The following is a 22431-nucleotide window of genomic DNA, read 5'->3' on the forward strand; positions in this document are numbered from 1 at the left end:
GGCGTCGGTTCCTCAGAAATTCAGTGGAAAAATTATAACTTCAGCTGAACTTCCGCACTTAGATTACACTAAAAAGGGATGACTGAATGAAAACCGAAAGAATTATAAAAAATCAGGCAAGAAAGTCTTTAAGCGGCAACTGGCTTCCGATTATTGCCGGGGGTTCGGTTGTTTGTATTGCACTTATCTTGTTTATGAATATTGTCAGTATGTTTGCTTTTGTATTCAATCTTGTTGACCTAAACACCTATGAAATTGCAGATGAAAATAAAATTTCCTATGTGGTTATCGCTTCGTTAATAGAGATGGGCTTTGTTTTCATATCGCCGATTATTAACGGTGTAATCAAGATGGCGGCAAACGTTGTGCTGTATGAAAAAACAGAAGTTTCCGATATGTTTTATTTCTTCAGAGGAATAAACAGATATTTAAAGACATTGCTTTTAAACCTTGCTTTGTTTGTAATATACAACGTGATAACAGGAGTTCTTAACGCATATCTTTATGCTTCCAACGCATTAGACGCTGATTTAACCGGAAGTTTAAATTTTGACTTAACATCGGCAATCCTCGTGCTGTCAATGGTTGTTACGGTTATAGTCAAGGTGTTATTCTTTTTGATTGTGCTTTATTATCCACTTTCGTATTATGCACTTGACGACAGCAAACCGGTGTCAGCCTATGTATTTAGACTAATTCCGTTTTCACTGAGACACTTGGGTTCGGCAATCAAGCTGACAATCAGCTTTTTGGGCTGGATTTTGCTTTGCTTTTTTGTTGTTCCTGCAATATATGTTTTGCCGTACTATCTTGTATCAGCGGTAAATTCAACACGATGGCTTGTTATGTATGAAAGAAACAGGGGATTGATATGACAGTATCGTTATGTATGATAGCGTATAACGAAGCGAACGCATTAAAAGGCTTGTTTAAGGATATTTCGCTTCAGGACTATCCGCACGAAAATATTGAAGTGGTGTTTGTTGACAGTATGTCAACAGACGGAACTTACGAAATGATGGAGCGGTTTAAAAACGAGGGTTACAACTTTTGGGACGTTAAAATTGTTCGGTGTGCCAAGAAAAACCAGGCGTTTTCGTGGAATGAGGCACTTATGACTGCCAGAGGGGATATAATTATTCGTGTTGACGCTCATGCAAGAATACCGCGAAACTTTGTGTCAAGAAATGTGTATAACATAAATCAGGGTGAAGATGTTGTCGGCGGCGGACGTCCTAACATTAGCTCAAATGTTTCTCCCTGGAAGCTTACCTTGCTTGCGGCTGAGGATTCCCTGTTCGGAAGCTCAATTGCAAGCTACCGAAGACCTGCGGCAGAAAAGGAATATCTTGACAGCCTTTTTCACGCAGCATACCGCCGTGAGGTGATTCAAAAAGTCGGCGGCTTTAATGAAAACCTCGGAAGAACAGAGGATAATGAGTTCCATTACAGAATACGTCAGGCAGGCTACAAACTTGCCTGTTGCCCCGACATTATCTCCTATCAGCACTCAAGGAATAATCTTAGAACTATGATAAGGCAAAAGTATTCTAACGGACGTTGGATAGGGCTTACCGTGTCGGAATGTCCCGGCTGTATATCATATTTTCATTTTGTTCCCTTTGTATTTTTGTTGATGATTATCGCCTGTTCAATACTCGCATTTTTGGGTTATCCGCTGTTTTTATACATATTCATTATATTGTACGGAATGTTCGACGTTGTTAACACCGTTGCGTGTTTTACAATGAAAAACATTCATCCTCAGTTTTTTCTTTTGCCGTTTATTTTTCCGCTTTTGCATATATCGTACGGTATCGGAACACTGGTTGGACTTATTCAGATTCCGTTTTGGCAGCACAAAATTAAAAACAGCAAAGCCAAAGAGCATATAGAAAAGGTTAAAAGAAAGGTTGCCAAAAACACGATTGTTACTGACAAAGTTGGTGAATAATATGTCTGATAAAGTTACTTTAACCCCCAATGTTCTGCGTGAGCTGCAAGTAAAACAGCTCGATATGCTTGTATATTTCAGAGATTTTTGTCAGAAAAACAACCTGACGTTTTATCTTATAGGCGGCGGACTAATCGGAGCACTGCGAAACGGCGGATTTGTCCCGTGGGACGATGATGCGGACGTGCTTATGCCGCGACCCGACTATGAAAAACTTGTTGTGCTTTGGAAAGAACAAAAGGCTGACGGACGTTTCAGATTGCTAAAGACGGATGATGAAATGTTTACAGGTAATATATTCGTTACAATAACGGATACAAATTACACTATGGTAAAAACAAATCAGACCGATGTGGACATTCCGCACGGGCTTGTGCTTGATGTATTTCCCCTTGATGTTTGTCCCGACAGCCGCTTTGCACGCAAAATGCAGTTTGTTTGGACAATGCTTTATTCGCTTTTTTTGGCTCAGATTGTACCTGAAAATCACGGGGGCATAATGAGCTTCGGAAGCAAGATTCTGCTTTCAATTTTCAGAGGCAAAAAGATTCGCAATAAGATTTGGCGCACTGCCGAAAAACATATGACAAAATACAAAATTGACGAAAACAAGTGCGTTACCGAGCTTTGTTCGGGTCCGTACTGGATGAAAAAAGAGTATCCCAAGCGCATCTACGATTCGGTTTCATATGTTACGTTTGAGGGTATCAAGCTGCCGTGTATGTCGGGATATGATGAATATTTGAGAATGGTTTTCGGCGATTATATGCAGCTTCCTCCCGAAAAAGACCGTGTACCTCATCATGATATTGCCTATCTTGACCTTAATACTCCATGCGCCGAATATGATGCAAAAAGGAAGTCAAAATATGGAACTAAGGCTTGAGAACTGGACGAAAGATGACTTTGCAAACTTAGTTGAGCTTCTAAAGAGCGAGGCAGATTTAAAATACCGTGACTTTCATTCTTCGCTTGTGCCGGATAATGATAAAAGCGTTTTTATAGGAATAAGGGTTCCTCGTTTGCGTGAAATCAGCAAAGAGATTGCAAAGGGAAATCCCCGCAGTTTTTTAGAGTCGGCAGCCGATGACTATTACGAAATTCGTATGCTTAAGGCATATGTAATCGGGCTGATTAAAACTCAAGATTTTAATGACTTTGCAAGTCTTTTTGACAGTTTTGTTCCAAGTGTTGACAGTTGGGCGGTGTGTGACGGATTTTGTTGCTCCGTTAAAGAGGTAAAAAAGTACAGGGTTGATTTTTTTCAATATATTCAAAAGTATCTTGACAGCAAAAACGAGTGGGCAATTCGTGTTGCCGTTGTTATAATGTTAAACTACTATCTTGATGACGATTACATAGACTGTGTGCTTAAACGCTGTGATCGAATTAATAATAAAGCCTATTATGTAAGCGTCGCACAGGCGTGGCTGCTTGCAACGGCTGTTGCAAAGTGCAGGGAAAAAACCTTGGCGTACTTAAGAAGCAATTCGCTTGACGATATAACCTTTAACCGAACCGTTCAAAAATGCGTTGAAAGCAGGCGAATCGACGATGGCACTAAGAATTATCTAAGAAGCCTGAAACGCCGAGAACAATAAATTACACTCGTTTGAAAATATATTGCCATTGACAAATTATGATTGCAATGATATTATAATATTAATTGAATGTCTTCGGGGCGGAGTGAAATTCTCCACCGGTGGTCAAAGTCCACGAACAAGCGTTGCTTGCCGAGCCTGTGAAATTCAGGCACCGACGGTTATAGTCCGGATGAAAGAAGATTGGCACTATTGGTGCATAACGCTCCCGTTACGTTTTGTAACGGGTTTTCTTTTTCCCGACGATACTCTAAAATTTTATCATACTGTGAGCTGCCGAAAGTGAAAAATTTTGAAACATTAATCGGATTAAAGATTTATATGAGAAAAATCTGATTTTTCTGACGAATTTTTTAATTTCAGCTGCGCTCAAACAACCTGTTACGGTTGTCAGTATAAGGAGTGGTCGCAATGAATAATCGTACATCAACAAACAACAACATTCTCACAACCAAGCTTACGGTTACCGCCATGCTTACTGCCATTGCAGTAGTGTTGCAGTATATCGAATTTTCAATTCCGCTTGTTCCGTCGTTTTTAAAATTGGACTTTTCGGACTTGCCCGAGCTTATAGGCACGTTTGTGCTCGGCCCTTTGTGGGGTATTGTGATTTGCCTGTTAAAAAACATTATCCATCTTCCTTTCGGAACCTCAGGGGGAGTGGGAGAGCTTTCTAACTTTTTGCTCGGAGCTGTTTTTGTGGTTACGGCAGGCTTAATCTATAAATACCATAAAAATAAAAAGGGAGTGGTTGTTGCCTGCATAATCGGCGCAGTTGCCATGGCTGTTGCAAGCGTAATTGTAAACTTTGTCATTGTTTATCCTGCGTATGCGAATATGTGGTTCGGCGGCGATATGGACTCGATTGTTGCAATGTACAAAACAATTCTTCCGAGTTCGGACACCCTTTTAAAATCGCTTGTAATTTTTAATGTGCCTTTTACACTTGCAAAGGGGCTTGTTGTTTCAATTGTTACAATTCTAATTTACAAACCGCTTTCAAATGTAATAAAAAAGATGAACAGTTCGTTCAGCAGTCACAAAAGGGCTTGACACAGACTCCTTTAGTGATATAATTAGAATGCAAATGTTACTTGCTTTTAAGGCGGCGGGTTTCATTCAGAATTTCGGTGAAAGATTATATTTGACCGAAATTTTGGAGAGCTAATGCTCTTTTGCACGACTTGCAATCGGTCGAATCTCTGTTACTTGCAAGCAAAGCAGAGCGTTTTTCCGATTTAAAGTAAATTTGTCGAAAGACAACATCACAGAGTAGAAATTTGTGCGTAAAGTGTTTTGCGGACGGGGAGTTGCCGCAAAAACGAAAGAAGCGTTGCTTCTGCGGTACAGATTTCGCATCCCGCTGTTACTTTGGGACGTTTTTGAAGCGGGCAGTTTTCTGTCCGCTTTTTTTGTTGACAATGCAACTTTACCTCCTAAAGCAACACCGAGTAATTCAACCTTTTGATTAATGTTACTTAATCAAAAGCAGTGTTTGGAGGTCAAAATGTCACAATTAAAAAAGTTCTATGATTCTTGCAAAGAATTAAAAAATGTCTATGCGCTTGTTTGTATTGCAATGCTGCTTGCATTAAGAGTGGTATTGGGAATGTTTGCAAACGCAACACTTCCGTTCTTCGGTAACAATGTCAAAATTTCGGCAGCATTTTTGCCGATAGCCGCAACCGGAGCAATGTTCGGACCGTTTCCTGCCGCACTTGTGGGTGCATTGGGAGATATAATCTCATTTTTGATAAGTCCGACCGGCGCATATTTTCCGGGATTCACTATAAGCGGTTTGATTACCGGATTGATTTACGGCTTTGCATTTTATAAAAACAAGGTTACAATCCCGCGTGTTCTAATAGCATGGCTTGTTAATACATTTGCGGTAGAGACATTCCTTGCGGCTCTTTGGCTGTTTATGCTCTACGGCGCAAGCAAGGGAACACCTTATACCGTTTTTCTGTCTGCAAGATTTATAAGCCAGGCAGTAAAGTGCATCCCCGAGATGCTTCTGATTTTCGGAGTGGGAAAACTTCTCGGAAATATTAACAAATCACTGTCATACAGATTAAATTGAGTCTTTTATATTCTGTGCCGTTTCTCTGTAATATAATTGTAATTATTGTTTTCTTGAATTTTATCGGGAATATGTTATAATTATTTAAGAGAATAATACAGGGGTGAAAGCAGATGAAATGTCCATATTGCGGTTATGAAGAAAGCAAAGTTATTGACTCACGTTCCGCTGATGACGGTGAGCGAATCCGCAGACGTCGTGAGTGCCTTAAGTGCGGCAAGCGTTTTACTACCCACGAGGTAATAGAGACCGTTCCGATAATCGTTGTTAAGCGTGACAAATCACGTGAAGTTTTTGACCGTAATAAGCTTACGGCAGGAATTTTGCGCGCCTGTGAAAAACGTCCTGTTTCAATTCAGCAGATTGAATCTATGGTTGACGAAATTGAAGCAAAAATCCAAAGCAGTCTTGACCGTGAGGTAACTACAATGCAGATTGGCGAGCTTGCCATGGAGCAGTTAAAGGCGGCTGACGAGGTGTCATATGTGCGTTTTGCTTCGGTTTATCGCCAGTTTAAGGATATTAATACCTTTATGGATGAGTTAAATAAACTCCTAACCGAAAAGAAATAATATACATCACGGTGTTCTGTGTTAAGCAGAACCTTGTTAATCAAATTTTCGGTTAAACTTATTTTGTAAGGGTGCAAGTCCTTATATGACAACTTTAAAATATAAAAAAATCAGAGGTCAGGCAAAACAGCCTGACCTCTGTTGTTTAAAGTCTTAAATCGGAGCAACCTCTGCTTTCAAGAAGCAGAATTTGCGACAGATTGCAAGGGTGCAAAGGAGCGTCAGCTCCTTAGGGGTTCTGCGGGGATTATAACTCCCGCCAAAAAACCGAATGGTACCCACCTAAGAGGTGAGTACCATCTGCACTACGTTATATTTTATTTGTTATCAGCCGCAAGAGCATGATGTGCACTCAGGTACTGTGCCGACAATCGGTTCGGGGTCAATGCCCTTTTTCTTGTAATAGTCGGAAACAGCAGCCTTGATAGCCTGCTCAGCCAAAACAGAGCAGTGAACCTTTACCGGCGGAAGTCCGTCCAAAGCTTCCATAACTGCCTTGTTTGTAAGCTTTAAAGCTTCTTCAATCGGCTTGCCCTTGATAAGCTCGGTTGCCATACTGCTTGTGGCAATAGCTGCGCCGCAGCCGAATGTTTTAAATTTTACATCAGTGATAATGTCATTATCAACCTTGATGTACATTTTCATAATATCTCCGCACTTTGAGTTGCCAACTTCGCCAATGCCGTCTGCATTTTCAATTTCGCCGACATTACGCGGATTTGCAAAGTGATCCATAACCTTTTCCGAATAAGCCATATATATTTACCTCCTGTTTATTACATTTATAATTCCTGATTATTTTTGAGCCGCTTCGGCTGCCTCACGCTTTTTAATATCTTCCCAAAGCGGAGACATAGCTCTCAGATAATTAACAATTTCAGGTACTACCTTTAAGATATAGTCAATATCCTCCTCTGTGTTGTCGTCAGAGAACGAAAGTCGCATACTTCCGTGTGCAATTTCGTGAGGAAGACCGATAGCAAGCAAAACGTGACTTGGGTCAAGACTGCCTGAAGTGCATGCAGAACCTGATGAAGCGGAAATTCCGTTGAGGTCAAGCTTAAGAAGCAGACTTTCACCCTCAATTCCCTCAAAGCACATATTAACGTTACCCGGCAGACGGTGAACTCTGTCGCCGTTAATTCTTGAACGCTCGATTTTAAGCAGTCCGTCAATGAGTCTGTCACGCATTTTTGTGAGCTTTGCGCATCTTTCGTCCATAGTATCGACAGCCATCTGCAAAGCTGCGTCAAGACCTACGATTCCCGGAACGTTCTCTGTGCCGGCACGCTTGTTTCTTTCTTGTGCGCCGCCCTCAATGAGGTTGTCTATTCTGATGCCGCGTCTGATATAAAGCAGTCCGCAGCCCTTTGGACCGTGTATTTTGTGAGCTGTCATAGAGAGCAGGTCAATATTCTGCTCAACGACATTAATTTTTACATAACCGGCAGATTGTACAGCGTCTGTGTGAAAAAGTACCTTGTGCTTTTTGCAGATTTCGCCGATTTCTTTAATAGGCTGAATTGTGCCGATTTCGTTGTTTGCATACATAATCGAAACAATTGCCGTATCTTCTCTTATTGCGTTTTCAACATCTTCGGGATGAACGATGCCGTTTTCGTAAACGTCAAGATATGTTACCTCAAAGCCTTCTTTTTCAAGTGCCTTGCAAGTGTGAAGAATTGCGTGATGCTCAAACTTTGAAGTAATAATATGTTTTTTGCCCTTTGCTTTAAGCGCATGGCAAACACCCTTAAGAGCCCAGTTGTCCGACTCGCTTCCGCCTGAAGTGAAGTAAATCTCGCTTGCGTGAGCGGCGCCGAGGTTTTTGGCAATATTTTCTCTTGCTTTTTCAACTGCTTCTTTGGCTTTTCCGCCTATTTTGTAAAGGCTTGACGGGTTGCCGTAGTAAGTTGTAAGGTACGGCATCATTTTGTCGAGCACTTCGGGTGCGATTTTTGTTGTAGCCGAGTTATCGGCATAAATTTCTCTCATATATATCACCTTCGCAAATCATTAAATATATTTTTGTGCGGCTGCAACGGCAAGTCTGTCACATCTCTCGTTTTCGGGATGACCTGCGTGACCTTTTACCCACACAACCTCAACCTTGTGTACTTCGCAAAGATTCAAAAGACTTTCCCAAAGTTCAGGATTGAGGGCAGGTTCTTTTTTGTTACGCATCCAACCGTTTGCTTTCCACTTTTTTGCCCAGCCGAGCTTTAATGCGTTGCATACATACTGAGAATCGCTGTACAGCGTTACTTCGCACGGCTGCTTTAGTGCACCGAGGGCGTTTATCACCGCCGAAAGCTCCATTCGGTTATTGGTGGTATTAGCCTCTCCGCCCGAAAGTTCCTTTTCGTGGCCGTTGTACCTCAAAATTGCTCCCCATCCTCCCGGACCGGGGTTGCCGCTGCAAGCGCCGTCCGTAAAAACATCTACGTGTTTCAAGCAAATTCTCCTTATGCAATGATTGTGCAACACTGCATTTTTGCCGTATCGCATTTATTACCTATTATAATACTCTGAATTGATAATTGCAACCATTATTTATTAATATTGCCAATTAGAGAGAGTTAATGTATAATAGTTTACAATGCATACAGGTTAGACTCTGCTAACTATTATTTTACGGCTTAATTTCCCAAAAGTCAAGCGATTTTACTAAAAACCTATAAATTCGGTATACATTAGGAACAACGCCGCAAATTTCCTCCTGTTTGTTGCTTAAAATAAAATGTCTTTAATTCTTTTAATGCCTTGACACAATGACTGTATCTGAGGTAGAATAAATAAATATATTATGAAGTAGTATATATTTAACTAAAAATGGGAATAAATTCCGTAGGATTTACGGATTAAATCAGAAGAAAAATTTGCCGTGAATATGGCCGCTAAATATTCTTGTCTTTTGACGGCGACAAATTATAATATTCTGTATTTATTTTATTTTTATACAGAATTTAGTCTGATTCTTCTGAATATATATTTTAAATTTTAAATAAACACGGAGGTAAATTTGTGAGTACACAAACCAAAAAAACAAGTAACAAATCAAAACAGAATTGGTACTCAAAGAACAAAAAAAATACACCAAATCAGTTTTCAAAGGCTTCAAATCAGGGAAGAAGACCTAACAATTCAAAGGAATTTGCAAATTTTGAGAGCTTTCAGAGAAGTCAAAACGCACAAAAGGGCAAAAAACCCTACTATAAAAAGTCAAATTCCGCAAAAAAACCGTCGGTTAAAATCTCGTTTCTCGGCGGACTTAATGAAATCGGCAAAAACATTACCTTGATTGAGTGTCAAAACGACATCATAATTGTTGACTGCGGAATGGCATTTCCTGACGGAGATATGCTTGGCGTTGACCTTGTAATTCCGGATTTTACTTATATTGAACAAAATGAAGACAGAGTAAAGGGCTTGGTTCTTACCCACGGTCACGAAGACCATATCGGAGGGCTTCCGTTCTTGCTCTCAAAAGTAAATATCCCGATTTTCGGTACTCCGCTTACGCTGGGGCTTGTTGAAAACAAACTTCGGGAACACAGCCTTATCAGCTCCGCAAAACTTAATGTTGTTAATGCAGGCGATGTAATAAGGCTCGGCTGTATGAGTGTTAAGTTTATTCACGTTAATCACTCAGTTCCCGATGCGGTTGCATTTGCAATCAAAACCCCGGCAGGAACAATAGTTCACACAGGTGACTTTAAAATTGACTGTACTCCTATTACAGGCGATATGATTGATTTGTCAAGCTTTGCACAGGTTGGCGACGAGGGCGTCCTTGCTTTGCTTGCCGAAAGCACCAATGCTGAACGCCCCGGCTATACTCCGACCGAAAGACTTGTGTCGGGAAGTTTTGATAATTTATTCAGAAGTGCCGAGAAATACAGAATTATTATTGCAACATTTGCTTCAAATGTAAACAGAGTTCAGCAGATTATTGACTGCGCTGAAAAGTACGGCAGAAAAGTTGCCTTTTCGGGCAGAAGTATGGTCAACTATATGGAGGTTGCCAAAAAGCTCGGATATCTTCACGTTCCCGAAAACATATTAATAGATATTGATATGCTTGACAAATATCTTCCCGAAGAGATTGTTCTTGTAACAACCGGAAGCCAGGGAGAACCTATGAGCGCCTTGTCAAGAATGGCATACTCTGACCACCGCAAGGTTGTTGTAGGAGAGGGCGATTTTATTATAATTTCGGCTAATCCTATTCCCGGCAACGAAAAAACAGTCGGCAACGTTGTTGACGAGTTGCTTAAAAGAGGCTGTAAGGTTATTTACGAATCAATGTATGAGGTTCATGTTTCCGGACACGCTTGTCAGGAGGAACTTAAAATTATCCACAGGCTTGTAAAGCCAAAGTATTTTATTCCGGTGCACGGTGAGCAGAAGCACCTCAGAAAGCACGCAGAACTTGCAGAATTTCTCGGAATGAACAAAAAGAATATATATATCGGCGATGTCGGAAGCACTGTTGAAGTAAACGAAAGCTATATGAAAGAGCTTGCTCCGGTTCCGTCGGGAAAAGTATTTGTTGACGGTCTCGGCGTGGGTGATGTCGGCAGCATAGTTCTGCGCGACAGAAAGCACCTTGGACAGGACGGCCTTATAATAATAGTTGCTTCGCTTGACGTTTACGACGGCCACGTAATCAGCGGACCAGATATTGTGTCAAGAGGATTTGTTTATGTTCGTGAAAGCGAGGGACTTCTTGACGAGGTCAAGCAACTTGCCCTTTCAATTTTGGAAGATTGTGCAAACAAAAATGTTCACGAGTGGGGAATAATCAAAAATCGCATTAAGGAAGAAATTGCAAAGTTGATTGCTCAGCGCACACGCAGAGCACCGATGATTTTGCCGATTTTACAGGAAGTATAACCTAAGTACAGATGTATCCGTCTTTGAGGCGGAATGAGATATTCGGAATTTCAGCGGAAGTTATAATCTTCCGCTGAAGCCCTGAGGGGCTGACGTTTTTATACACTGCCTGCAATTTATGCAGGATTTGCTTTGACTTAAATATTTTACTGATATGTGTTCAAAACTGCGGCTAAATTCCGCTTTTGAACGCACACGTTCTTAGTTTATCGTTAATAACTGTCTTATATTAAACTCTTAACTCAAAACAGGAGTAGATTATGAAACGAAAGCATTGGACGCTGACGCCTTGGTTTCTGATTTTTGCTATGGCAATGCTGATGATGACAATGGCGACTTACAGCTACAATAAAATATTGTGCTATATCGAGCTTGGCATAACTGTCGGTGCTTTTACGATTGTAATTGTATTGTCGATTCGATTTCAAAATTATATAAAAGGTATTGTTAAGAGTACCGCAGAAAAAATAAAGGGCTTTAATCCCGAGCACCTTGAAAAGTACAAATATCCTGTTGCGGTTTCAGGCAAGGACGGCGACATACTTTGGTGCAACGCCCGCTTTCGCAAGGTTATGTGTGGCGGCAAAAGCCCTGAGGGCGAGAGCATAAACGCATATTTATCCGGTTTTGATATCAGCAAGGTGTGCGACAGCGAGGGTGTTGACATTGCGTGCGACGGCAAGGAGTTTACGGCTTTTTGTGTGTCGGCAGGCGACGGAATAGTATGCCATTTCTTTGAAAATACATATTATAAAAACATAGTTCGTGAATATCACTCAACAATGCCCTGCGTTGCCCTGATTTCTTTTGATAATGCGGAGGACTTCTTTAATGATTCCGACGAAGCGTATTCCGAGATAGTGGCTTCGGTTGAAACATCGCTTCAAAAATGGGCGGCGGAGTACAACGCTCTTTACAAGAGAGTCGGAACCAACCGTTATATGATAATTTTTAAAGATTCGGACATTGATAAAATGACTGCCGCAAAGTTTCCGATTCTCAAAACAATTCGCTCAATTAACGCAAACCATCTTACAGCCACTATTTCTGTCGGACTAAGCAGAGGAGAAAAGCTTATTAAAGACAGCGAGATGAACGCTCGAAAAGCCCTTGAAATGGCACTCGGCAGAGGCGGCGACCAAGTAGCTATACTCAGCAATAACAGTTATGAATTTTTTGGCGGCAAGGCGGCTGCAACCGAAAAGGTGAGCAAGGTGCGTATGAGAGTAATTGCCAACGCCCTGAGCCGTGCCGTTTGCGACGCCGATAAAGTTTTTATTATGGGTCACAGGTTTTCTGATCTTGACTGCGTGGGTGCTGCAATAGGACTTCAATGCATAATGGAAAAGTCTTTTAAGCGTTACAGCAAAGTTGTAATCAACCGTGAAACCTCAATGGCAAAGCAGTTGATTGATTATGCTTCGGAAAGACTTGAGGAAGAAATTTTTATCACTCCGCAAGAAGCAGAAAGAGGCGTAACCCCCAGAACTCTGCTTATTGTTGTTGACACGCACATTGAACATTCTCTTGAGAGTCCTCAGCTTTATGAAAAGTGCAGACGTGTAATAGTAATTGACCACCACCGCAAGGCGGTTAACTACATTAACAACGCCCTTGTGTTTTGCCACGAACCTTCGGCGTCATCCGCGTCGGAAATGTGCAGTGAAATTATAAGCTGTCTTGACGACTCACCGCTCGGCTATGTTCAGGCTGACGCCCTTTTGTCAGGCATTATGCTTGACACAAAGAATTTTGTGCTTAAAACAGGCGTAAGAACGTTTGAAGCTGCCGCTTATCTTCGCAAAAAGGGTGCAAACACCCTTACTGTAAAAGAGATGTTCTCAGGCAGTATTGAAACTTATCGTGAGAAAGTGGACATTGTTTGCAGTTCCCAGGTTTACAGAGGGTGTGCAATTTCGTTTTCAAAACATTCCTCGGCGGACGTAAGACTTGCGGCGGCACAAGCCGCAGACGAAATGCTTACGCTCAAAGGAATAAGCGCATCGTTTGTTATATTTAATGATAATGACAAGATAAACATTTCCGCCCGCAGTTACGGACGTGTAAATGTTCAGATAATAATGGAAAAACTCGGCGGCGGCGGTCACCAGACGATGGCGGCAACCCAGCTTGAGAAGAACGCCAAAGACACGGTTTATCATCTGCTTGTGTCTGCGATTGATTCAGTGCTTGACGACGCCGATAATTCCTAAGAAAGGATTGTAGATTATGAAAGTTATTTTATTGCAGGACATAAAAGCCCTCGGAAAAAAGGGAGAGCTTGTTGAGGCATCGGACGGTTACGCACGTAACTATTTGCTGCCGAAAAAACTCGCCAAAGAGGCTAATGCCCAGGCTATGAATGAATATAAAAATGCAGAAAATTCCAAGAACTTTAAACTTGCCACCGCAAAGGCGCAGGCTGAAAGCCAAAAGAAAACTCTTGAGGGCAAAAAGTTCGTTATGACCGCAAAGGCAGGTCAGGGCGGAAGATTGTTTGGCAGTATTACCGCAAAGCAAATTGCCGAAGAAATCAAAAAGCAGTACAACATTCCCGTTGACAAACGCAAGGTTGTGCTTGAACGTGACATAAAGGAATTTGGCACATATTCTGCCGAAGTTAAGTTGTTTACGGGAATTTCGGCAAAAATAGACGTTCAGGTGTCAGAACAGAAATAATCTTTTAAAAAGTTTTTATATTGTTGATTTACGGCGAAATCTTTACTGCGATTTATATATATCAATGTTTGATTTGGTGCCGTAAGAACCGAAATCTTATCCGAAAAGCAATATGTTTGGAGTACAAAATGGCAGATTCAGAATTTACGGGTGCGTATGATATTGCAAATATGCCGTACAGTCCCGAAGCCGAACAGGCAGTGCTTGGTGCAATCATTCTTGACAGCAATGTTTTTGACAAGGTAATTGATTATATAAAGTCGCCTGATTATTTTTATGTTTCTTTGCATAAGCTGATTTTTTCTCAGATGCAGGAAATGATAAACTTCGGAATGGCGGTTGACTTTGTAACCCTGCTTGAAAAATTAAAACAGAATAAGGCTTTTGACGATGCAACAGGCAAAACCTATCTTATGGATTTGGTAAATAATTGTCCGTCAATTTCCAACGCCCCGTCGTATGCAAAGCTGATTGCCGAAAAATACAATGTTCGCAGACTGATTACCGCCGCAAGAGAAATTATTGACGACGCAACAGCAGGAGAAGAAGACTCTTCCGTCTTAATTGATTCTGCCGAGCAAAAGATTTTTGATATAAGAAACGGCAATCAAAGGTCGGGGCTTGAACATATTGATTCGGTCATTTTTCAGACCTTTAATCGTCTTGACGCCTTGAACAAAGACACCGACGACAGTCTAAAGCCGATTCCAACAGGTATCGGTGACCTTGACCGAATGATTACGGGACTTAACCGAAGCGACCTTATTTTGCTTGCGGCTCGTCCCGGTATGGGTAAGACAAGTTTTGCGCTCAATATTGCACGCCACGCCGCATGCAAAAGCAGGAAGACGGTTGCGTTTTTCTCTCTTGAAATGTCAAAAGAGCAGCTTGTAAGCCGTTTGCTTTCAACAGAAGCACTTGTAAGCGGCACAAAGCTTAGAACAGGCAAGCTCAGCGATGAGGAATGGGAAAGACTCATTCCCGCAAGCGATATATTAAAGAAAACCGAACTTTATCTTGACGATACTCCAGGAATTACAATTACGGAAATGAAGTCGCGTTTGCGCAGGCTTCACAATCTTGACCTTGTTATTATCGACTATCTTCAACTTATGGCGAGCGGAAGAAGAATTGATAACCGTGTTCAGGAAATTTCGGAGATTACCCGAAACTTGAAGATTTTGGCAAAGGAAATGAACGTACCCGTAATTACGCTTTCACAGTTGTCCCGTGCCTCGGAACAGCGTACCGACCACAGACCCCAGCTTTCCGACTTGCGTGATTCGGGTTCAATTGAGCAGGATGCGGATATTGTATTGTTTTTGTACCGTGAGGGATATTACAGCGACAAGACAGCCGAACAGGCGGCTGCGCCGAATGCCGATATGAATTCTGGCGAGTGTATTGTTGCCAAAAACCGTCACGGCGAGACAAGTACCGTTAAGTTGCATTGGCAGGGCGAATTTATGAGGTTCTCGGGCACGGAGGACAGAAATGAATAGTCTGATTGCCGACGCCGTAAAAAAATATGATATGCTTAAAAGCGGAGACAGGGTGGTTGTTGCGCTTTCGGGCGGAGCTGATTCCGTTTCTTTGCTTGATAATCTTAATGATATAAAAGAATTATATAATCTTACAATTTATGCCGCTCACGTAAATCATTTGCTCAGAGGAGCAGAGGCGGAACGTGATGAAAATTTTTGCAAAATTCTTTGTGAGAAATATAATGTTGAATTATTTATAAAAAAAGTTGATGTAAGGACTCTGGCAAAGCAACAAAAAATCAGTGAAGAGTTATGTGGGCGAAATGTTCGCTACCGCTTTTTTGATGAACTTTCAGAAAAACTCAATGCCAAAGTTGCCACAGCTCACACAATGTCCGACAATGCGGAAACGCTGATATATAATATTGCCCGAGGTTCGGGAATTAACGGTGCGGGCGGGATTTCTCCCGTTAGGGGAAATATCGTAAGACCGCTGATAGAAGTAACACGCTCACAGGTTGAGGCATATTGCCAAGAACGTAGCCTCGAATTTGTTACAGACAGCACCAATCTATCTGATGATTATACACGCAATAAAATAAGGCACTCGGTTGTGGTGCCGTTAAAAGAAATAAATCCGAGCTTTGAGACCAGCGCAATGCGTTTTTCTCAAGCCGCAAGAGAAGCACACGACTATATCAAAAAGCAGGCAAGGTCAGCACTTAGCAGTTGCAAAAACAACTTGGGGTTTGACTGTAAAATGCTTTTGAATTATGATACGGCAGTGATTAAGGCCGCTTTATCAATTTTATGCAATGAGTATGCCGAATTTCAACCCGAATACAGGCACATTGAGCTTATGACGGGAATACTGAAAAACGGCGGTGCGGTTGAACTTTCCAAGGACTATACCGCAGTTTCAAAACAGAACATTTTCAGGATAGTAAACACAGATTTGTTATCCGTTAATTCATATAAAATCGAGATTCCGTTAAAAAACACGGCTGAGTTTGAGTATTTGGGCAAACATTATTCTGCCGAATATTTAAATTCGGATGAAAATCAGCCGATTCCGATGTTCAGAACCCGCAGGAACGGCGACACATTTAGACCGCAAAAACGCAATGTTACAAAGTCTTTGCGAAAACTTATGAACGAAATGAAAATTCCGTCAGAAATAAGGGATAATCTGCTTTTGCTTGCACTTGACTCAAAAGTTTTATGGTGCGAAAAAATCGGGTTTTCCGCTGACGGCGAATTTTTAAATAAAAAAAATTGTTTATCAATAAAAACAGATAAATCGGGAGGGCAAAATAATGCACAAGGACGTTGAATATGTACTTTATTCTGAAAAAGATATTGAAAATATTGTGAACAGACTTGCAAAACAGATAGAAAAGGACTATAATGGCAGGGAATTTGTAGTTGTGGGACTTTTGAAGGGTTGTTTTGTGTTTATGACTGACCTTGTCAGAAAAATCAATCTTGATTTTGCGATTGATTTTATGGTTGCCTCAAGCTACGGAAGTTCAACAAAAAGCTCGGGCGATGTTACAATATCAAAGGATATGTCCGTGCCGATTGAGGGCAAAGATATTTTGATTGTTGAGGATATTATTGATACAGGCAATACGCTTGAATTTATCGCAAATTATCTTAAAGCAAAAAAGGCAAAGTCGGTTAGAATTTGCACCCTTTTTGACAAACCTCAGCACAGAGTAAATTCGCTTGTTCCGGAATATATCGGAACAACAATTCCCGATGAATTTATTGTCGGATATGGTCTGGATTATGACGAAAAATACAGAAATCTCCCGTATATAGGCGTTCTTAAACCTTCGGTTTATTCGTAAATTTTTCATAATCGTTGATTACATACAAACAATATAAAGAGGAGTGAAACGCATTGGATAACAAGAAAAAGGTACGCAATCTGCTTCTTTATTTAGGTATTCCAATTTTGATTATTCTTGCTGCCGCAATGATTCTCAGTTCAAGACAGGGCGAGCCGCCGAAAACCTCGGAGCTTGTTCAGTACTTTGTTGATGATAAAGTTGACAGTTATACTATCAATTACGGTACCGGTGCAATTGAAATTACCCTTAAAGAGGGCGAAAAGGCTTATGATGATTCTACATCGTCAATCGGAAGCAATGCCTCAAGCAATACTGAGTCAGCAACAGACCCGACAGACTCAACAAAGGCAAGTTCCGATTCAACCTCTATTCTTAACAGCAAAAAGCCAAATCAGGTAGTAGTCAAAGGTCAGCTTGCCGATATTCAAAGATTTATTGATGACATCAAGCCGTATCAGGCGTCTGCCGATGAGGCGATGACTTATAATTATGTTCGGGCAAGCGACAATTCGCTTCTTTTGGACTTAATTCCGACTGTAATTCTTGTTGTTATATTTATCGCTGCCTGGGTATTCATAATGAAGCGTATGGGCGGTGCAGGTCTTGGCGGCAAAGAGATGAACTTTGGCAAAGCCAAGATTAAAAATACAAACGATGAAAAGTGCAAGACAACATTTGATGATGTTGCAGGCGCAGACGAGGAAAAAGAAGAATTGAAAGAAGTTGTTGAATTTCTTAAGAACCCTGAAAAGTTCAACAAACTCGGTGCAAGAATCCCTAAGGGTGTTCTTCTTGTGGGACCTCCCGGAACAGGTAAAACCTTGCTTGCAAGAGCTGTTGCAGGTGAAGCCGGTGTTCCGTTCTTCTCAATATCGGGTTCAGACTTTGTAGAGATGTTTGTCGGCGTGGGTGCTTCACGTGTACGTGATTTGTTTGACCAGGCAAAGAAAAACTCGCCGTGCATTATATTTATCGACGAAATCGACGCAGTCGGCCGTCAGAGAGGCGCAGGTCTTGGCGGAGGCAATGATGAACGTGAGCAGACTCTTAACCAGTTGCTTGTTGAAATGGACGGTTTTGGTGTAAACGAGGGCGTAATCCTTATCGCCGCAACCAACAGACCTGACGTTCTTGACCCTGCACTTCTTCGTCCGGGAAGATTTGACCGTCAGGTAGTTGTAAGCTATCCTGATGTCAACGGACGTGAGGCAATACTCAAGGTTCACGCACGCAAAAAGCCTCTTGCTCCTGATGTTAAATTAAAGACGATTGCCAAGACAACTGCCGGATTTACCGGTGCAGACCTTGAAAACCTTCTTAACGAAGCCGCTTTGCTTGCCGCACGTGCAAACAAAAAGGCAATTACAATGAAGGAAATTGAGGAAGCTACCATCAAAGTAGTTGTCGGTGCCGAGAAGAAGACAAAGATTATGAGCGATAAGGAGAAGAAGCTGACAGCTTATCACGAAGCCGGTCACGCAATTCTGTTTGATAAGCTCGAAACTCAGGACCCTGTTCATGAAATCTCAATTATTCCTCGCGGTATGGCAGGCGGATACACAATGCCGCTTCCGACTGAGGATAAATCCTATAATTCACGAAACGAAATGCTTGAAGATATTGTTGTTGCACTCGGCGGACGTGTTGCAGAGGCGCTTATCCTTGACGACATTTCAACAGGTGCTTCAAACGATATCGAAAAGGCAACCAAAACCGCGCGTTCAATGGTTACCAAGTACGGTATGACAAAGGAACTCGGCTGTGTAAACTACGGTTCAGACAACAACAGCGTATTCCTCGGTCGTGATATGGGACGCACTCAGGATTATTCCGAGGCTACCGCAGCTAAGATTGATGAGCTTGTTCTCAAGATAGTAAATGATTGTTACGAAAGAGCCGTTAAGATTCTTAGCGACAACATCGATAAGCTCCACGAAATTGCGGCTTATCTTATCAAACACGAAAAGATGGGCAGTGAAGACTTTGAAGCGGTTATGAACGGAACCTATGTTGAACCGGTTGAATCTGCTGAACCTGATGAAGTTGCAAACAACAGCGACAATTCAGAAGATGATTCTTCAAAAGAATAATTATTAATTCCGCTTGGGGGCGGCAGATGTCGTCCCCTTGCGGCAGACTTTTATAACCTAAGTGCATAAGCGCTCCGCCTATAAAGCAGGGGTACATCAGAATTTCAGTCAAAGCTGCAATTTGCGACTGAAATCCCGAAGAGCTTACGCTTTTTGCACTGTTTTCAATTTATTGCAAGCTCTGCCTTTGGCAAACATAGCAGAGCATTGCTCCGATTTAAATGTCTTCCCGTCAAGGGGAGCATTTTTTATCTCTGCGATTTTTAAGAGGTGAGATTAAATGGAACTTGATAAAATTATTGTCAGGGGAGCAAAAGAACACAATTTAAAAAATGTTAATGTTGAAATTCCTCGTAACAAACTGGTTGTTATTACAGGACTTTCGGGTTCGGGAAAAAGCTCTCTTGCTTTTGATACGATATATGCCGAGGGACAACGAAGATATGTAGAAAGCCTTTCGTCTTATGCAAGAATGTTTCTCGGTCAAATGGACAAGCCTAATGTAGAGAGCATTGAGGGACTTTCACCTGCAATATCAATTGACCAAAAAACCACTTCCAAGAACCCCCGTTCAACCGTAGGCACGGTTACCGAGATTTACGACTATCTGCGCTTGCTTTACGCAAGAATAGGTGTGCCGCATTGTCCGATTTGCGGACGTGAGATTAAACAGCAGACCGTTGACCAGATTGTTGACAAAATTATGACTTATGAGCAGAGAACAAAAATTCAGGTGCTTGCTCCGGTGGTAAGGGGAAGAAAGGGAGAACACGCCAAAGTGCTTGACAGCGCACGTAAGTCGGGTTTTGTTCGTGTTCGTGCCGACGGAGTAATATATGATTTATCTGAAAAAATTCCGTTAGAGAAAAATAAAAAGCACAATATTGATGTAATCGTTGACCGACTTGTAATCAAGCCCGAGATTACTTCTCGCCTTTCCGACAGCATTGAAACTGCCTCAAAACTTGCAAACGGCCTTATTGTAGTGAATGTTTCAGGCGGGGAAGACGTAACTTTTTCTCAAAAATATGCTTGTCCCGAACACGGCATAAGTATCGACGAGCTGACTCCGAGAATGTTTTCGTTTAATAATCCCTTTGGCGCATGTCCAAAATGTACCGGATTGGGAGTTTTTCTTAAAATCGATGAAAACAAAATAATTCCCGACAAGAATAAAAGCGTTAAAGACGGCGGCATAAAGGGCAGCGGCTGGGCAATGGAGGGCAGCTCTATTGCGGCAATGTATTTTGAGGCGCTTGCCAAAAAATATAATTTTTCACTTTCGGAACCGCTGAAGAATATACCTGATGATGTTATTCATGCGATTTTATACGGAACAGGTGATGAACCGTTAAAAATACAGCGAAAGTCGGTATACGGCAGCGGAAGTTATGAAAAACCGTTTGAGGGCATTATCAACAATCTTCAGCGCCGTTACAATGAAACGAGCAGTAACTGGATTAAGGATGAAATTCGCAGTTATATGACGGAAATCCCATGTGACGCCTGTCACGGTGACAGACTTTCTGCCGAAAGCCTTGCGGTTACGGTCGGCGGAATTAATATTTCGGATTTTTGCAAAAAGTCTGTTGTTGATTCGCTTGAATTTGTAGAAAACCTTAAGTTGACCGAAAAAGAGTCGATTATTGCGGCGGAGATAATCAAAGAAATCAAGGAACGTCTGAACTTTTTGAAGAGCGTCGGACTTGGATATTTGACTTTGTCACGCAGTTCGGGAACACTGAGCGGCGGAGAGAGCCAGCGTATCAGACTTGCAACCCAGATAGGAAGCTCGCTTATGGGCGTGCTTTACATTCTTGACGAACCGAGTATCGGTCTTCATCAGCGTGACAACGAAAAGCTGTTGAGCACGCTGAAGCGTTTGCGTGACCTTGGAAATACAGTTATTGTGGTTGAACACGACGAAGACACAATGTATGCCGCAGACTATATTGTTGACGTGGGTCCCGGAGCGGGAATACACGGCGGACAGATTGTCTGCACGGGAGATGTAAACAAGATAAAAGCCTGCAAAGATTCTGTTACAGGGCAATATCTAAGCGGAAAACGCTGTGTTCCCGTTCCCGAAAACAGGAGAAAGGGCAACGGCAAATTTCTTGAAATTATCGGAGCGGCTGAAAATAATCTCAAAAATATAAATGTCAAGATACCGCTTGGAGAGTTCGTTTGCGTAACAGGTGTTTCGGGTTCGGGCAAAAGTTCTCTTATCAACGAAATACTCTATAAAACGCTTGCTCGTGAGCTGAACGGTGCCAAGACGGTTTCGGGAAAACACAAAAAGATTAAAGGCATTGAAAATCTTGACAAGGTAATTCAAATTGACCAAAGCCCTATCGGAAGAACTCCGCGCTCCAATCCTGCAACATATACAGGTGTGTTTACCGATATAAGGGCATTGTTTGCCTCTACTCAAGACGCAAAGATGCGAGGATTTTCGCAAAGCCGTTTCAGTTTTAATGTTAAGGGCGGTCGCTGTGAGGCGTGTCAGGGCGACGGTATCATAAAAATTGAAATGCACTTCCTGTCAGACGTGTACGTTCCCTGTGAAGTGTGCAAGGGCAAACGATATAACCGTGAAACCCTTGAGGTAAAATATAAGGGAAAATCAATAAACGATGTGCTTGAAATGTCTGTTGAAGAAGCCACGGAGTTTTTTGCAAACCAGCCCAAAATTTCACGAAAATTGCAAACACTTTGTGATGTCGGACTTGGATATATAAAGCTTGGACAGTCCGCAACAACACTTTCGGGCGGTGAAGCTCAGCGTGTAAAACTTGCCACCGAGCTTTCAAAACGAAGCACGGGAAAGACAATATATATACTTGACGAGCCTACAACAGGACTTCATATTGCAGACGTTCACAGACTTGTAGACGTTCTTCAAATGTTGGTTGACGGCGGAAACACGGTTGTGGTTATCGAGCATAACCTTGATTTGATTAAGACCGCTGACCATATAATCGACCTCGGACCGGAGGGCGGAGATATGGGCGGTACGCTGATTGCCCAGGGTACTCCTGAGCAGGTTGCGGATAATCCGCAGTCGTTTACGGGACAATATCTTAAACCTTTGTTGTAAAGACAATCATCGTGCAGATGTCCTTTGCCTCCTAATACGATAAGGGAATATAAAAATTTTAAATGAGGACAGATAATCCCACAATTTGACGATAGGAGCAAACGCACCCTGCATTG

18 protein-coding genes and 2 riboswitches are annotated in these 22431 nt (G+C 41.9%); of the genes, 15 read left to right on the top strand and 3 right to left on the bottom strand.

Features of this window, described 5'->3' with window-relative positions; all coding sequences use genetic code 11:
• Window positions 1-86 precede the first annotated feature (86 nt).
• From BLP46_RS04665 to nrdR, 7 genes are all read left to right on the top strand, one after another.
• Window positions 87-875, top strand: coding sequence for a hypothetical protein (locus BLP46_RS04665; RefSeq protein ID WP_092976380.1), 789 nt, complete (start codon window positions 87-89; stop codon window positions 873-875).
• Complete coding sequence (locus tag BLP46_RS04670) at window positions 872-1954, top strand: glycosyltransferase family 2 protein (RefSeq protein ID WP_092976383.1); 1083 nt, start codon at window positions 872-874, stop codon at window positions 1952-1954. The genes BLP46_RS04665 and BLP46_RS04670 overlap by 4 nt, the downstream gene beginning before the upstream one ends.
• 1 nt (window position 1955) lies before the next feature.
• Window positions 1956-2840 (top strand): LicD family protein, encoded by an 885-nt coding sequence (locus BLP46_RS04675; protein ID WP_092976386.1) that lies wholly within the window; start codon window positions 1956-1958, stop codon window positions 2838-2840.
• Window positions 2824-3555: a DNA alkylation repair protein gene (locus tag BLP46_RS04680; protein ID WP_167669175.1), complete on the top strand. Its 732-nt coding sequence runs from the start codon at window positions 2824-2826 to the stop codon at window positions 3553-3555. Before BLP46_RS04675 ends, BLP46_RS04680 begins: the two co-directional genes overlap by 17 nt.
• A 67-nt stretch (window positions 3556-3622) precedes the next feature.
• Window positions 3623-3743, top strand: a riboswitch (FMN riboswitch).
• A gap of 223 nt (window positions 3744-3966) precedes the next feature.
• Complete coding sequence (locus tag BLP46_RS04685; RefSeq protein ID WP_092976391.1) at window positions 3967-4608, top strand: ECF transporter S component; 642 nt, start codon at window positions 3967-3969, stop codon at window positions 4606-4608.
• A gap of 213 nt (window positions 4609-4821) precedes the next feature.
• A riboswitch (THF riboswitch) is annotated at window positions 4822-4923 on the top strand.
• Window positions 4924-5062: 139 nt separating this feature from the next.
• Window positions 5063-5638 carry a folate family ECF transporter S component gene (locus BLP46_RS04695; RefSeq protein WP_167669177.1) on the top strand — a complete coding sequence of 192 codons (576 nt, stop codon included), beginning with the start codon at window positions 5063-5065 and terminating at the stop codon, window positions 5636-5638.
• A 113-nt stretch (window positions 5639-5751) separates the two neighbouring features.
• Window positions 5752-6210, top strand: a complete 459-nt coding sequence (nrdR, locus tag BLP46_RS04700; protein WP_092976398.1) for a transcriptional regulator NrdR — start codon at window positions 5752-5754, stop codon at window positions 6208-6210.
• Between the two features lie 327 nt (window positions 6211-6537).
• Here nrdR and nifU read toward each other — a convergent pair whose 3' ends face one another.
• The 3 genes from nifU to rnhA are packed head-to-tail and all read right to left on the bottom strand — an operon-like array spanning window position 6538 to window position 8664.
• Window positions 6538-6966: a Fe-S cluster assembly scaffold protein NifU gene (gene nifU, locus BLP46_RS04705; protein ID WP_092976401.1), complete on the bottom strand. Its 429-nt coding sequence runs from the start codon at window positions 6964-6966 to the stop codon at window positions 6538-6540.
• A gap of 39 nt (window positions 6967-7005) precedes the next feature.
• Complete coding sequence (nifS, locus tag BLP46_RS04710; protein WP_092976404.1) at window positions 7006-8205, bottom strand: cysteine desulfurase NifS; 1200 nt, start codon at window positions 8203-8205, stop codon at window positions 7006-7008.
• Between the two features lie 21 nt (window positions 8206-8226).
• Entirely contained in the window at window positions 8227-8664 is a 438-nt protein-coding gene (rnhA, locus tag BLP46_RS04715; protein ID WP_092976407.1) for a ribonuclease HI, read from the bottom strand.
• A 570-nt stretch (window positions 8665-9234) separates the two neighbouring features.
• Here rnhA and BLP46_RS04720 point away from each other — a divergent pair.
• The 8 genes from BLP46_RS04720 to uvrA all read left to right on the top strand — a co-directional run bounded on the left by BLP46_RS04720 (window position 9235) and on the right by uvrA (window position 22315).
• On the top strand, window positions 9235-11106 hold the full coding sequence (locus BLP46_RS04720) for a ribonuclease J (RefSeq protein WP_318259469.1): 1872 nt from the start codon (window positions 9235-9237) through the stop codon (window positions 11104-11106).
• 260 nt (window positions 11107-11366) lie between these two features.
• Window positions 11367-13319 carry a GGDEF domain-containing protein gene (locus BLP46_RS04725; protein ID WP_092976413.1) on the top strand — a complete coding sequence of 651 codons (1953 nt, stop codon included), beginning with the start codon at window positions 11367-11369 and terminating at the stop codon, window positions 13317-13319.
• A 16-nt stretch (window positions 13320-13335) separates the two neighbouring features.
• The gene (gene rplI, locus BLP46_RS04730) at window positions 13336-13785 is read left to right on the top strand and encodes a 50S ribosomal protein L9 (protein ID WP_092976416.1); all 450 of its coding nucleotides are present in this window, start codon (window positions 13336-13338) and stop codon (window positions 13783-13785) included.
• Window positions 13786-13913: 128 nt separating this feature from the next.
• Window positions 13914-15287 (top strand): replicative DNA helicase, encoded by a 1374-nt coding sequence (gene dnaB, locus BLP46_RS04735; RefSeq protein WP_092976419.1) that lies wholly within the window; start codon window positions 13914-13916, stop codon window positions 15285-15287.
• Window positions 15280-16602, top strand: a complete 1323-nt coding sequence (gene tilS, locus BLP46_RS04740) for a tRNA lysidine(34) synthetase TilS (protein WP_092976422.1) — start codon at window positions 15280-15282, stop codon at window positions 16600-16602. The genes dnaB and tilS overlap by 8 nt, the downstream gene beginning before the upstream one ends.
• Complete coding sequence (hpt, locus tag BLP46_RS04745) at window positions 16586-17122, top strand: hypoxanthine phosphoribosyltransferase (protein ID WP_092976425.1); 537 nt, start codon at window positions 16586-16588, stop codon at window positions 17120-17122. The genes tilS and hpt overlap by 17 nt, the downstream gene beginning before the upstream one ends.
• A gap of 53 nt (window positions 17123-17175) precedes the next feature.
• Complete coding sequence (gene ftsH, locus BLP46_RS04750; RefSeq protein WP_318259470.1) at window positions 17176-19215, top strand: ATP-dependent zinc metalloprotease FtsH; 2040 nt, start codon at window positions 17176-17178, stop codon at window positions 19213-19215.
• A 280-nt stretch (window positions 19216-19495) separates the two neighbouring features.
• Window positions 19496-22315, top strand: coding sequence for an excinuclease ABC subunit UvrA (uvrA, locus tag BLP46_RS04755; RefSeq protein ID WP_092976428.1), 2820 nt, complete (start codon window positions 19496-19498; stop codon window positions 22313-22315).
• Window positions 22316-22431 lie beyond the last annotated feature (116 nt).

The sequence above is a fragment of the Ruminococcus sp. YE282 genome, from assembly GCA_900101355.1.
Classification (GTDB): Bacteria; Bacillota; Clostridia; order Oscillospirales; family Acutalibacteraceae; genus Ruminococcoides; species Ruminococcoides bromii_A.